This is a genomic window from Ornithinibacillus caprae (genome assembly GCF_009728145.1).
In the GTDB taxonomy this organism is placed as follows: Bacteria; Bacillota; Bacilli; order Bacillales; family Amphibacillaceae; genus Ornithinibacillus; species Ornithinibacillus caprae.
Window position 1 is genome coordinate 220,680 of the sequence record NZ_WOCA01000006.1, and the last position, 12,956, is coordinate 233,635.

Annotated in this window: 11 protein-coding genes; 9 read left to right on the forward strand and 2 right to left on the reverse strand. The window is 35.7% G+C overall.

The features are described from left to right. Window positions 1-38 precede the first annotated feature (38 nt). The 6 genes from GMD78_RS10220 (at window position 39) to GMD78_RS10245 (ending at window position 7,131) form a co-directional block, all read left to right on the forward strand. Window positions 39-1,058 carry an ABC transporter ATP-binding protein gene (locus tag GMD78_RS10220; RefSeq protein ID WP_155668719.1) on the forward strand — a complete coding sequence of 340 codons (1,020 nt, stop codon included), beginning with the start codon at window positions 39-41 and terminating at the stop codon, window positions 1,056-1,058. Continuing rightward, window positions 1,045-1,974, forward strand: coding sequence for an ABC transporter ATP-binding protein (locus tag GMD78_RS10225; protein ID WP_155668720.1), 930 nt, complete (start codon window positions 1,045-1,047; stop codon window positions 1,972-1,974). Before GMD78_RS10220 ends, GMD78_RS10225 begins: the two co-directional genes overlap by 14 nt. Before the next feature lie 5 nt (window positions 1,975-1,979). Continuing rightward, entirely contained in the window at window positions 1,980-2,942 is a 963-nt protein-coding gene (gene opp4B / locus GMD78_RS10230) for an oligopeptide ABC transporter permease (RefSeq protein WP_155668721.1), read from the forward strand. Window positions 2,943-2,962: 20 nt separating this feature from the next. Then, window positions 2,963-3,868, forward strand: a complete 906-nt coding sequence (locus GMD78_RS10235; protein WP_155668722.1) for an ABC transporter permease — start codon at window positions 2,963-2,965, stop codon at window positions 3,866-3,868. A gap of 214 nt (window positions 3,869-4,082) precedes the next feature. Further along, a complete protein-coding gene (gene opp4A, locus GMD78_RS10240; RefSeq protein WP_155668723.1) occupies window positions 4,083-5,939 on the forward strand; it encodes an oligopeptide ABC transporter substrate-binding protein in 1,857 nt (618 codons plus the stop codon). A 463-nt stretch (window positions 5,940-6,402) separates the two neighbouring features. Further along, complete coding sequence (locus GMD78_RS10245) at window positions 6,403-7,131, forward strand: LysM peptidoglycan-binding and 3D domain-containing protein (RefSeq protein ID WP_155668724.1); 729 nt, start codon at window positions 6,403-6,405, stop codon at window positions 7,129-7,131. A gap of 243 nt (window positions 7,132-7,374) precedes the next feature. Here the strand turns inward: GMD78_RS10245 and GMD78_RS21735 are convergent, their stop codons facing one another. Next, window positions 7,375-7,503 carry a hypothetical protein gene (locus GMD78_RS21735; RefSeq protein ID WP_281349692.1) on the reverse strand — a complete coding sequence of 43 codons (129 nt, stop codon included), beginning with the start codon at window positions 7,501-7,503 and terminating at the stop codon, window positions 7,375-7,377. Window positions 7,504-7,862: 359 nt separating this feature from the next. On the opposite strand from GMD78_RS21735, the gene GMD78_RS10250 reads away from it, so the two are divergent. Continuing rightward, on the forward strand, window positions 7,863-9,053 hold the full coding sequence (locus GMD78_RS10250) for a glycine C-acetyltransferase (protein ID WP_155668725.1): 1,191 nt from the start codon (window positions 7,863-7,865) through the stop codon (window positions 9,051-9,053). A gap of 40 nt (window positions 9,054-9,093) precedes the next feature. Next, on the forward strand, window positions 9,094-10,050 hold the full coding sequence (locus tag GMD78_RS10255; protein WP_155668726.1) for an L-threonine 3-dehydrogenase: 957 nt from the start codon (window positions 9,094-9,096) through the stop codon (window positions 10,048-10,050). A gap of 149 nt (window positions 10,051-10,199) precedes the next feature. Here the strand turns inward: GMD78_RS10255 and GMD78_RS10260 are convergent, their stop codons facing one another. Next, window positions 10,200-11,819, reverse strand: coding sequence for an ABC-F family ATP-binding cassette domain-containing protein (locus tag GMD78_RS10260; RefSeq protein WP_155668727.1), 1,620 nt, complete (start codon window positions 11,817-11,819; stop codon window positions 10,200-10,202). A 253-nt stretch (window positions 11,820-12,072) separates the two neighbouring features. Between GMD78_RS10260 and GMD78_RS10265 the strand changes: the two genes are divergently transcribed. Next, on the forward strand, window positions 12,073-12,699 hold the full coding sequence (locus GMD78_RS10265; RefSeq protein WP_155668728.1) for a hypothetical protein: 627 nt from the start codon (window positions 12,073-12,075) through the stop codon (window positions 12,697-12,699). Window positions 12,700-12,956 lie beyond the last annotated feature (257 nt).

Here is a 12,956-nt window from a genome sequence, read left to right on the forward strand (position 1 = left end):
AGTGTATTATCGCGGACACCGGGTAAGGAGGGAATAAATTGTCAGAAAAATTATTAGAGGTCAAAAATTTGAAAACATCATTCCGAATTAAAGATGATTATTATGCTGCAGTAGATGATGTATCTCTTTCTGTCAATAAAAATGAAGTATTAGCAATAGTTGGTGAATCAGGTTGTGGGAAGAGTGCTCTTGCATTCTCCATAATGGGGTTACACAATCGTGCAAAAATTGAAGGGAATATCCTCTTTAAGGATCAGGATATAGCTAATTTATCCATATCGAATTTAAATAAACTTCGTGGTAAAAATATGGGAATGATTTTCCAGGATCCATTAACAGCATTAAATCCTTTAATGGAAATTGGAGACCAAATTGGTGAAGCGTTATTACTTCATAACAAAGATTTATCCAAAACAAAAAGAAAAGAGAAGGTAATTGATTTATTAAATAAAGTTGGAATTCCACGTCCAGAACATGTATATGAACAATTCCCGCATGAATTATCTGGTGGTATGAGACAAAGGGTAGTTATTGCTACAGCAATTGCAAATGAACCAGAATTACTTATAGCTGATGAGCCAACAACGGCATTAGACGTAACCATTCAATCACAAATTCTGGACCTTATTAAGGAATTAAAAGATGACATGGATGCTGGAATCATACTCATTACGCATGACCTTGGTGTAGTTGCTGAAATGGCGGACAGGGTTGCGGTTATGTACGCAGGTCAGATAGTAGAAATAGCTGACGTCCATACATTGTTTGAGAAACCATTACATCCGTATACTAGATCCTTATTTAATTCAGTACCTAACACAGCACAAGCAAAATCAAAACTTCATGTTATCCAAGGTATCGTTCCATCGTTACAAAACCTTCCACGTGAAGGCTGTCGATTTAGTGCAAGGATTCCATGGATTGATGCTTCAGCACATGAAGAGCATCCAGAACTTCATGAAGTAAGTAGTGGACACTTTGTCCGATGCACATGCTATAAACATTTTGATTTTCCTGAAGGAAGTAGCAAGGAGGAACAACATCATGGCATTTCTTGAAGTTGAAGATTTAAAAGTACACTTTCCTATAAAGGGAGGTATATTTGGTAGAACAGTTGGTCATGTGAAAGCTGTTGATGGTGTTTCCTTTTCACTTGAAAAAGGAAAGACTTACGGATTAGTTGGTGAGTCTGGTTCGGGAAAAACAACTACTGGTAGAGCAATTATCGGACTAAATAAGATTACCTCTGGAAAAGTAATGTTTGATGGCAGAGATATTACTGGAATGAAATCTAAATCGGACGTACGGAAAGATATTCAAATGATTTTTCAAGATCCATATTCATCTCTAAACGCTAAAAAAAGAGTAATCGATATTGTAGCTGAGCCATTGCGAAACTTTGAAAAATTATCCAAAAAAGAAGAAAGAATAAGAGTTCAAGAATTAATGGAATTAGTTGGTCTAAGTCCCGAAAGCATTTTAAAATATCCACATGAATTCTCCGGTGGACAACGTCAACGTATTGGAATCGCTAGGGCAATCGCTTTGAAACCAAAACTTATTATTGCTGATGAACCGGTATCTGCTCTCGATGTATCGGTTCAAGCTCAAGTTTTGAATTTCATGCAAGATATTCAAGAAGAGTTAGATCTGACGTACTTATTTATTGGGCACGATTTAGGAGTTATCAAACATATGTGTGATAATATCGGCATCATGTATAAAGGAAGATATGTGGAAGAAGGAACGACAGAAGAAATCTTTACTAATCCACAACACATTTATACGAAACGACTGGTAGCCGCTATACCTGATATTGATCCGAAAAAGCGTCAAGAACAAACTCAATTCCGCCAAGAAGTAAAAGCGGAATACGAACAGTCCTACAATGATTACTTTGATGATGAAGGTTTAGCCTACCAATTACAGCCAGTATCTGACACGCATCTTGTAGCATTACCGGAGAAAGGTTGATTGATATGTGGAAATTTACTTTGCGAAGAATTTTAATAATGATTCCTCAAATAATTCTATTAAGTATTTTGATCTTTATATTGGCTAAAATGATGCCTGGGGACGCATTAACGGGGATGATCGATCCTAATGTGAGTCCGGAAAGACTAGAGGAGTTACGTGAAAAACTAGGTTGGAACGATCCTTGGCATATTCAGTATGCTGATTGGGTTGGTGGTTTGGTACAAGGAGATTTTGGGCAGTCTTTTCGCTTTAAAATGCCTGTTACAGAATTGATTGGAGAACGTATTGTTAATTCATTTTGGCTATCTGTTGCAACTTTAATATTCACGTATTTAATTGCAATTCCATTGGGTATTCTTAGTGGTCGTTATAATGATAGTTTATTAGATCAAACTATTACAGGTTATACGTATCTTGGTTTTGCAACCCCACTTTTCATTTTTGCATTAGTAATGCTGTGGGTATTCGGTTTTATGCTTGGCTGGTTTCCGACTAGCGGAAGTGTAAGTCCGGGTAGTGAACCAGGGACTTTCGCTTATGTAATGAGTAAAATAAATCATTTAATATTGCCAGCTATTGCAATGGCGTTAATAGCAACAGTAAATACTGTTCAGTATTTAAGAAGTGAGATTATTGATACAAAACAAAAAGACTTCATCTTAACTGCAAGAGCAAAAGGTGCTTCTGAATCAAGAGTGTATAATCGTCATATTTTAAGAAACTCACTATTACCGATTGCGGCATTTTTCGGATACGAAATTACCTTTTTAATTGGTGGAACTATATTTGTCGAAACGATATATAACTATCCAGGTATGGGGCTATTGTTTTTTGAGTCAATAACTTTACGAGACTATAGTGTAGTGACAGCGGTAGTATTGCTGTTTGGTGTTGCTGCAATATTAGGAGCACTACTGTCAGACATTATATTAAGTCTTGTTGACCCGCGTATTCGAATTAAATAGGTAGATTGTGAGGTGAAAAAATGGAAGCAAATAAATTAAATACGAACGAAGAATTAAAAACACATAAAAGTCCTTCTGGATTTAGCATTATCTGGCGTGAGCTAGTAAGAGATAAATTAGCTTTAATATCACTTATTTTTCTAATATTAATTACTGCATTTGTTTATGGGGTTTCATTTGTTTTAGATCAAGAAGAGATCGTAACCGTTGATTTATTTTCAATCCATGAACCACCGTCTGAAGAGTTTTGGCTAGGAACGGATTATGGTGGTCGTGATATTTTTGGGCAACTAATTATTGGTACACGTAACTCTTTATCAATTGGAATACTAGTTACGTTAATGAGTGGTTTAATAGGGATTGTATTTGGTTTAGTTGCTGGTTATTTTGGGGGGCATGTCGATAATGTTTTGATGCGTATTTTGGACTTCTTCCAAATACTACCGTTCTTGATGATCGTAATTGTATTTGTAGCAATTGTTCCGAAATACAGTATATGGACCTTCTCGTTGATTATGACTGCCTTTCTATGGATGGGAATTGCTCGTTTGATAAGGTCAAAAGCATTACAAGAAAAAGAGTTAGATTATGTTCAAGCATCAAAAACACTAGGCTCATCAAATATTAAAATTATATTCACACAGGTTTTACCGAATATTACATCATTAATTATCGTAACAATGACATTGAACCTTGCTGGAAACATTGGTCTAGAGTCAGGATTATCTTTCTTAGGCTTTGGTTTTCCAGAGAGTACACCGTCTCTTGGGACATTGTTAAGTTATGCTAGAAATCCACAAACATTGGAATATAGATGGTGGATTTGGGTGCCTGCTTCCGTCTTGATTTTATTATTAATGTTAGCTGTTCGAAACGTCGGTGAAGCATTAAAACGCGCTACAGATGCACGTCAAAGAAGAGGGTAATATTCTCTTTCTAAAAGTAATTTTATTCTATTACATGATCCATGTAATTAAATGACCATATCTTTTAGGGAGGTGAGGCTAGGAGCAAATGTATTGAAGATCTGTTACCTACATCAATGCGCATGTATTGGTGTTGAGTATAAATGTTAGTTATATAAACTGCACATATAACTAACGCAGCCTTAATGGGTAAATTAAAAGGGAGGGTATTAAGATGACAAAGACAAGTTTAACAAAGTGGTTATTTGCTCTAATGCTTGCAATGGTGCTAGTATTAGCGGCATGTAGCGGCGAGACTGGCAGTGAAGATCCTGGTGATGATGAGGATACAGAAGAGCCTGCTGATAACGAGGAAGGAACTGAAGAAGAAGAAGAAGAAGAGCCGGCTGAAGATGATGGGTTGTTCTCTATCGATGATTTCAGCATGGACAAAACAAACCAAGGTGAAGCTATTGATGGTGGATCAATTACTTTTGGTTTAGTTTCTGATACTGTATTTGAAGGTACATTAAACTTTAATTTCTATTCTGGCAACCCTGACTATGAAGTAATTGCATGGTTTGATGAGCCGCTATTGTATACAGATGAAAACTATACGTATACAAATGAAGGACCTGCATCATACGAAATTTCTGATGATGGTCTAACATTTACACTTACAATTAAAGATGGTGTGAACTGGCATGATGGAGAGCCTGTAACTGCAGAAGACTGGGCTTTCGCATATGAAGTAATTGGTCACCCAGATTATGACGGTGTGCGATATACTTCTGATTTCGCAAATGTTGTAGGTATGGAAGAATACCATAATGGAGAAGCAGATTCTATTTCTGGTATTGAAATTGTGGATGAAAAAACATTGAAAATTACACATCATGAAACTGGCCCATCTATGGTAACTGGTGGTATTTGGTCTTATGCATTAGCAAAGCATATCTTCGAGGATATTCCAGTAGCTGATATGTCTTCTTCTGATGCAGTCCGTAAAAACCCAATTGGTATGGGACCATATAAAGTAGATAGCATTGTTCCTGGTGAGTCTGTAGTATATAAGAAGAACGAAGACTACTGGCGTGGAGAACCAAAACTTGATGAAGTTGTACTTAAAGTTGTTGCTCCAGAAACTGTAGTAAATGAATTAGAAACTGGTGGCGTTGATTTAGTTAACAGTTTCCCAGTTGATCAATTCCCAGATAATGCTGACTTGTCTAATGTTGAATATTTAGGAATGATTGACAATGCATATACGTACATTGGATTCAAATTAGGTCATTGGGATGCAGATGCTGGGGAAGTTGTAATGGATCCAGACGCTAAAATGGCTGATGTAAACTTACGTAAAGCTATGTGGCATGCGGTTGATAATGATGCAGTTGGTAATGAGTTCTATAATGGATTACGTTGGAACGCAACTACGTTAATTATCCCGTTCTTCCCTGACTATCATGATGAAACAATTGAAACACCAACATTTGATCCAGATGAGGCTAACCGTCTTCTAGATGAAGCTGGTTATGCTGATGTTGATGGTGATGGAATTCGTGAAGACAAAGATGGTGAGGAGTTAACAATTAACTTCGCTTCCATGTCTGGTGGAGATACTGCAGAACCATTAGCCCAATACTATATCCAATCTTGGAAAAACGTTGGACTAAATGTTGAACTTGTAGATGGTCGTCTATTAGAATTCAATACATTCTACGATCGTGTTGAAGCGGACGATCCTGGAATTGATATTTACCAAGGTGCTTGGGGTACAGGAACTGATGTAAACCCAGACGGTCTATATGGACGTACTGCTTCATTTAACTACCCACGTTATGCTAGCGAAGAAAATGATCGCTTACTAAAAGAGGGTAACTCTGAGGCTGCACTTGATGTAGAATACCGTCAAGATGTTTACAAAGAATGGCAACAATTAATGGTAGACGAAATCCCAGTATTCCCAACATTATATCGCTCTGTGTTAATGCCGGTAAATAACCGTGTTCTAAATTACACAATAGCACCAGGTGAATATATTCGTCATGAAATCGCTGTAAGTGAAGAAGAACCACTTGTAGCTGAGTAATAATAAACTTTCAGAAGAAGGAGCTCTTAGGAGCTCCTTCTTTTTTTGGCAAAAAAGAAAGGAAGCGTTCTTTTCTTGCGTTAGTCCAATTAACTCTTTTGCATAAAAGCTTGGTAAAGGACAAATTTTTAAATGAAACGAAAATCACTTGGACAAATCTAGACTTACCAAAAGCTCCGATAAGAAATTCTTCTAGGTGTTAAAATTCTTTATGATTGATCAGTAACAAATGTTTCCAAATTCAAAAACCACCCGTTCGGACTGGTCGCTTCTATTTCTAAACTACAAGATTAATAGGTATTATGGGCTAGATCTGTTACTTTTGTCACAAATCTATTATTTTTGTAATAAAACCTAGTAGTTCTGGCAATCCTTGTAATGGACTTTTAAAAGTCTTGTAACCGCATTGCTCCTATTTATATGGTAGGATTGGCAATGTCGGAAATTTAAGGAGGGACTACTTATGAAGAAGTTAGTAGCTGTACTTGCTTCAAGTGTTATGTTAGCGAGTGCTTCAGTAATGAATGTTTCCGCAGCAGATTATGAAGTAGAAAAAGGAGATAGTCTTTGGAAGATTGCTCAAGACTACAATACTACAGTAGATAACCTAATTGATATAAACGAACTAGATGAATCGATTATCTTCCCAAAACAAAAACTATTGATCTATAAAAAATATCTAGTACAAAAAGGTGATACCTTATACGCAATTGCAAAAGATCATGACGTTTCTGTGGAGGATTTGAAGAAATGGAATGAATTGAAATCCGATTTGATTCTAATTGGACAAGAGTTATCGATTAAGGATTCTGTTAATGATAATGAAGAACAATCGGTAGCTACAGTTTCTACTAAATCACAGGAGGTAGATTCTGAAGAAGAACAGGAACCTCAAGGTGAAACTATTTCAGTATCAGCCACTGCATATACTGCCAAATGTGACGGTTGTACAGGTATAACGTATACAGGAGTTGACTTGAACAATAATCCAGATGCAAAAGTCATTGCTGTTGATCCAAATGTAATACCACTAGGGTCAGAAGTATATGTTGAAGGATATGGATACGCTATTGCTGCGGATATCGGAAGTGCGATTAAAGGTAATAAAATTGATATTCATTTACCTACTAAATCAGAAGCACTTGACTGGGGTGTAAGAACAGTAGACGTTACAATTATTGATAAGAAATAAGGATTTAGAAAAGGAAGTATCTGTCATGATACTTTCTTTTTTTGTCTAATTCACAATTTGTTATCTAATACGAAAAAAAAAGAACCAGAATCCGCTCTGCTAAATTACTGCTAATTACTTGGATTCTCGCTCCTTATTCTAAATAACAATCATTTGAAGCATAACCTGGATTTTAATCCAAAATCCATTCAACTTCAAATTATATATCATTATAGTCAAAAATACATAAGGAAAATATATTTACTAGTATTGTGTATTAGTAGATTGAGAGCTTGGATCAACTATCTCATTTTCATTAGAGTCCTGCACGACCCCAACAATGCTAAAACCTAAAATTAACATCATAAACAAAGCAATTAATACTTTCTTCATATTAAACTGCCTCCATAAGAAAAATTTCAACACAACTTAGTATAATAAAATTTTACAGTTATGACCATCCTTTTTCATAACAAAATACAGGCAAATCTTACAATATTGTCATACCGATTCCAATAAATGAAGAATTTACTAATCCATCACTATTTTCTTCAACATAACTTGCATGTTTTTTCGCTAATAATGAATACTAAAATTAAGGAACATTGTTTAATGTATATGTGTATACTCATAGTAAACATTTACACCAGTTTATGTTAAACTGGTATTAAATTAAGGCTTCAGTTACGGTTTTGTACACATGAGAAGAACAAATGTATATGAAGCGCTTACATATTAGAGGAGGTTGTAATATGTCCAGTAAAGTGTTGGATGAATTCTTAAATGAAAATATTGCAGATTTAAAAGATCGTGGACTATATAATGAGATAGACCCTGTTGAAGGAGCAAATGGTCCTAAAATTCAAATTGATGGGAAAGAGCTAATCAATCTCTCATCAAATAACTATCTTGGCCTGTCTACCGACGATAGACTGAAAAAGATAGCGAAACAAGCAGTTGATACGCATGGTGTTGGAGCGGGAGCAGTGCGTACAATTAACGGTACGTTAGATCTTCATATTGAGTTAGAAAAAAGACTAGCAGAATTTAAAGGAACAGAGGCAGTAATATCCTATCAATCAGGATTCAACTGTAATATGGCAGCTATTTCTGCGGTCATGGATAAAAACGATGCAATTCTTTCCGATCAATTAAATCACGCATCGATTATTGATGGTTGCCGTTTATCAAAAGCAAAGATTATCCCATTTAATCATTCCGATATGGATGACCTTCGCAAAAAAGCGAAAGAAGCAGTAGAGTCTGGGCAATATAACAAAATTATGGTAATTACTGACGGTGTGTTCTCCATGGATGGAGATGTAGCAAACTTACCAGAAATTGTAGAAATTGCAGAGGAATTTGATTTAATAACGTATGTTGATGATGCACATGGTTCTGGTGTTTTAGGGAAAGGTGCTGGAACAGTCAAACACTTCGGATTACAAGATAAAATTGATTTTCAAATGGGAACACTATCTAAAGCAATTGGTGTCATTGGTGGATATGTTGCAGGTAAAGCGAATTTAATTGATTGGTTAAAAGTACGTTCACGTCCATTCTTATTTTCTACAGCCGTATCTCCCGCAGATGCTGCTGCAAGTAAAAGAGCAATCGAAATCTTGATGGAAAGCACGGAATTACATGATCGACTATGGGAAAATGGAAATTACCTAAAGGAAGGCTTAAAGAAATTAGGTTTTGATATTGGTGATAGTGAGACTCCTATTACACCTTGTATTATTGGTGATGAGAAAGATGCGCAACAATTTAGTAAGCGTCTTTATGAAGAAGGCGTATATGCTAAATCTATCGTATTCCCAACGGTACCAAGAGGAACTGGTCGTGTAAGAAATATGCCTACAGCTGCACATACGAAAGAGATGCTTGATGAAGCAATCGCAGCATATGAAAAAGTTGGTAAGGAAATGGGATTAATTTAAGAATATATAGACAAAGCATAAAGCATAGAGAGGGAATAACATGAAAAAAATACTTGTTACTGGTGCTCTTGGCCAAATTGGATCAGAGCTAGTTACGAAACTTCGTGAAATATATGGTACATCAAATGTTATTGGTTCGGATATACGAAAAATTGATGGTATAGATGATGAAGGACCGTTTGAAATTATAGATGTTACAGATGCTGACCGATTATATGATGTTGCCAAAGAACATAAAGTGGATACCATTATGCATCTTGCAGCACTTTTATCTGCAACAGCGGAAAAAGCACCTAAAAAAGCTTGGGACATCAATATGGGTGGCCTAGTCAATGCATTAGAAGTTGCTCGAGAACTAGATCTTCAGTTCTTTACTCCAAGTTCAATTGGTGCGTTTGGACCATCAACACCAAAGGATAATACACCGCAAGATACATTACAGCGACCAACGACAATGTATGGTGTTAATAAAGTATCTGGAGAGTTACTGTGTGATTATTACTTTCAGCGTTTTGGAGTAGACACAAGAGGAGTTCGCTATCCAGGGTTAATTTCGTATGTTGCACCTCCTGGTGGGGGAACTACGGATTATGCTGTAGAAATATATTATGAAGCGGTTAAAAACAAAGCATACACCTCTTATATTGGTGAAGGCACGTATATGGATATGATGTTCATGCCGGATGCATTAAATGCAATTGTACAACTTATGGAGGCAGATCCTAGTAAATTGGAGCATCGTAATGCGTTTAATATTACAGCGATTTCAGCAGCTCCTGAAGATTTCGCTAAGGCGATTAAAAAGCATATACCTGATTTCAAATTATCATATGATGTTGATCCCGTGAGACAAAAAATAGCTGATAGCTGGCCAAACAGTATTGATTCGTCGTCAGCTGCAAAAGAGTGGGGATTTAAGGCGGAGTATGATCTTGATAAAATGACCAAGGTTATGCTTGAAAAAGTTGAGGAAAAGCTAGCATTGAAAAATATGTAGTTGGCAGTAAGCCCTTTACGGAATAAAAATCACTTTATAGAAAAAACATATTATAATTAGAAGACCAAATCATTACGATGATTTGGTCTTTATTAATAGCTTCGGTAAATCATAAAAAAACCCCCCAATAAAAGGGGAGTTCACTCTACTTAAGCATACATTTCGCTTATTTTCTTTTGTAACTCTCTATCTGACACATATTCATCATAGCTCATTTCCTTATCGACAATTCCTTTTGGTGTAATCTCGATCAGACGGTTAGCTATACTGTGAATAAACTGATGGTCATGTGACGTAAATAGGATAGACCCTTTAAACTTAATTAACCCATTATTTAATGCTGTTATAGATTCTAGATCTAAATGGTTGGTAGGCTCATCTAATAACAGGACATTAGCATTGCTTAACATCATTTTAGATAACATACAACGTACTTTTTCTCCCCCGGATAAAACACTTGCTTTTTTCAAAGCTTCTTCACCGGAAAACAACATTCTTCCCAAGAAGCCACGAAGGAATGTTTCTGTTTCATCCTCAGGTGAGAATTGGCGCAACCAATCAACTAATGTGAGATCGTTATTTTCAAAGAACTTACTATTATCTTTAGGGAAATAGGATTGAGATGTTGTTACACCCCACTTAAATGAGCCGGCATCTGGTTCCATTTCACCCATCAAGATTTTAAACAACGTTGTTTTAGCTATATCATCTTTCCCAACAAATGCAATTTTATCATCTTTGTTCACGGTAAAGCTGATATTATCAAGTACTTTCTTGCCTCCGATTGTTTTCGTTAACCCTTCCACACGTAATAGGTCATTTCCAATTTCTCGTTCAGGCGTGAAGGCGATATAAGGATATTTACGAGATGAAGGTTTAATATCATCTAAAGTAATATTTTCTAGTAGTTTTTTACGTGAAGTAGCCTGTCTTGATTTAGAAGCATTTGCACTAAATCGAGCAACAAAAGCTTGTAATTCTTTTATTTTCTCTTCTTTTTTCTTATTTGCTTCCTGAGCCATTCTGGAAGCTAATTGACTTGATTCATACCAGAAATCATAGTTTCCGATATAAATTTCAATTTTGCCATAATCTACATCAGCAATATGGGTACATACTTTATTTAAAAAGTGACGGTCATGGGATACAACAATGACCGTATTTTCAAAGTTGATTAAGAATTCCTCTAACCATTGAATAGCTTGGATATCCAAGCCGTTTGTCGGCTCGTCCAATAGTAAAATATCAGGATTTCCAAATAAGCTTTGTGCTAATAATACTTTTACTTTTTGGTCAGCAGCAAGATCAGCCATTTTCATGTTGTGCAATGACTCTCCAATGCCTAAACCTTTTAATAAGATCGCTGCATCTGATTCAGCTTCCCAACCATTCATTTCGGCGAATTCTCCTTCAAGCTCTGCTGCGCGCATGCCGTCTTCTTCACTAAATTCAGCCTTCATATAAATGGCATCTTTCTCTTGTTTAACTGCAAATAGTCTCTCATGTCCCATTAAAACAGTTTCTAAAACTTCATGTTCCTCATAAGCAAAGTGGTCCTGCTTTAATACTGCAAGACGTTCCCCAGGAGACATGGATACATGACCGGATTGTGGGTCAATTTCTCCAGATAATATCTTTAGAAATGTCGATTTTCCGGCACCATTTGCTCCAATCACTCCATAGCAATTTCCGGGAGTGAATTTTAAGTTAACATCTTCAAACAACTTCTTATCACCATATCGTAAACTAACATTAGAAACAGTTATCATTTGATTAATATATCCTCCAATAATTAATAATCATCATCAACGTTAGCTTACGTGATTTATAGGCTTTCGTCAATCATTTAACGGGTTTTGGGGGTGAAGTACAGATATTTCGGACACTTTTTGTAAATTTACTCATAAATTAATTTAAAATATAAAAAATAACCTTGTTTATTTCTTGATTTTTCGGTAAAGTTTTGAATATGGTATTATTTATATTTATAGGTAAGTGGGGAATCGAGTGAGGGGGATTTTTATGAGAGAAAGAACAATATATTTTCTCTTTTCGGATACAGGGACATATCTATCAAGAGCCATAAACTACTGTACAAAACAATCTCTTAATCATGTATCCATAGGTTTTGATGCAGAATTAAATGAAGTATATAGTTTTGGACGAATCAATCCAAGAAATCCTTTTAGTGGGGGATTTGTTAGGGAAGATATCCGTGGTGAATTTCTTAAACAGGCTAATTGTATGATCTACTCTTTCCAACTTACAGAAGAAGATTATCATAAAATACGCTCTAATATTCGAGAAATAGAAAAAGAATCACAAAATTATAAATATAACTTTTTAGGATTATTTGGTGTACTACTCCAAATAGAAATAAATAGAGAGAACGCATTGTTTTGTTCACAGTTTGTTGCAACTGTATTACAAGATTGTAAGGATTTTCGTTTGAATAAGCCAATCTGTTTTGTAACTCCTGCAGATATACGGGATCAGATAGGGCTACAATTAATTTATTCTGGGAAACTAGGAGATTATCCTGACCAATTACAAAAAGAGCAAGAATCACTATCGAATAAACCACTAGTCACAAAGCAATCATTATTTTTATTAGTATCAAAGAAAGTAAAACAGTATGTTTTTCGTTAAAACTAGCCAGTTAAACCTTTTATGATAGATTGCTAAAGTTGCGAAATACAGTACAAGAAAATTATTAGCCAAAAATGCCGTGGAGATCCACGGCATTCAGGCTGTCGAAAAACCCTCGACAGCCTGTTTTTATTTAGAATACTTTAACAATTCACCGCGTTAATTTGTTATAATATAAGTAACAATACAAGGCGGTGGTAACTGTGTTTCATACTAGAAATAATACTCAAAATGAAGTGGAATTTGTAAGTATAGAA

Coding starts and splice junctions, on each gene's coding strand:
- opp4B (WP_155668721.1), top strand. CDS start 1,980: ATGTGGAAATTTACTTTGCGAAGAATTTTAATAATGATTCCTCAAATA.
- GMD78_RS10260 (WP_155668727.1), bottom strand. CDS start 11,819: ATGATAACTGTTTCTAATGTTAGTTTACGATATGGTGATAAGAAGTTG.
- opp4A (WP_155668723.1), top strand. CDS start 4,083: ATGACAAAGACAAGTTTAACAAAGTGGTTATTTGCTCTAATGCTTGCA.
- GMD78_RS10250 (WP_155668725.1), top strand. CDS start 7,863: ATGTCCAGTAAAGTGTTGGATGAATTCTTAAATGAAAATATTGCAGAT.
- GMD78_RS10235 (WP_155668722.1), top strand. CDS start 2,963: ATGGAAGCAAATAAATTAAATACGAACGAAGAATTAAAAACACATAAA.
- GMD78_RS10265 (WP_155668728.1), top strand. CDS start 12,073: ATGAGAGAAAGAACAATATATTTTCTCTTTTCGGATACAGGGACATAT.
- GMD78_RS10225 (WP_155668720.1), top strand. CDS start 1,045: ATGGCATTTCTTGAAGTTGAAGATTTAAAAGTACACTTTCCTATAAAG.
- GMD78_RS10255 (WP_155668726.1), top strand. CDS start 9,094: ATGAAAAAAATACTTGTTACTGGTGCTCTTGGCCAAATTGGATCAGAG.
- GMD78_RS10245 (WP_155668724.1), top strand. CDS start 6,403: ATGAAGAAGTTAGTAGCTGTACTTGCTTCAAGTGTTATGTTAGCGAGT.
- GMD78_RS21735 (WP_281349692.1), bottom strand. CDS start 7,503: ATGAAGAAAGTATTAATTGCTTTGTTTATGATGTTAATTTTAGGTTTT.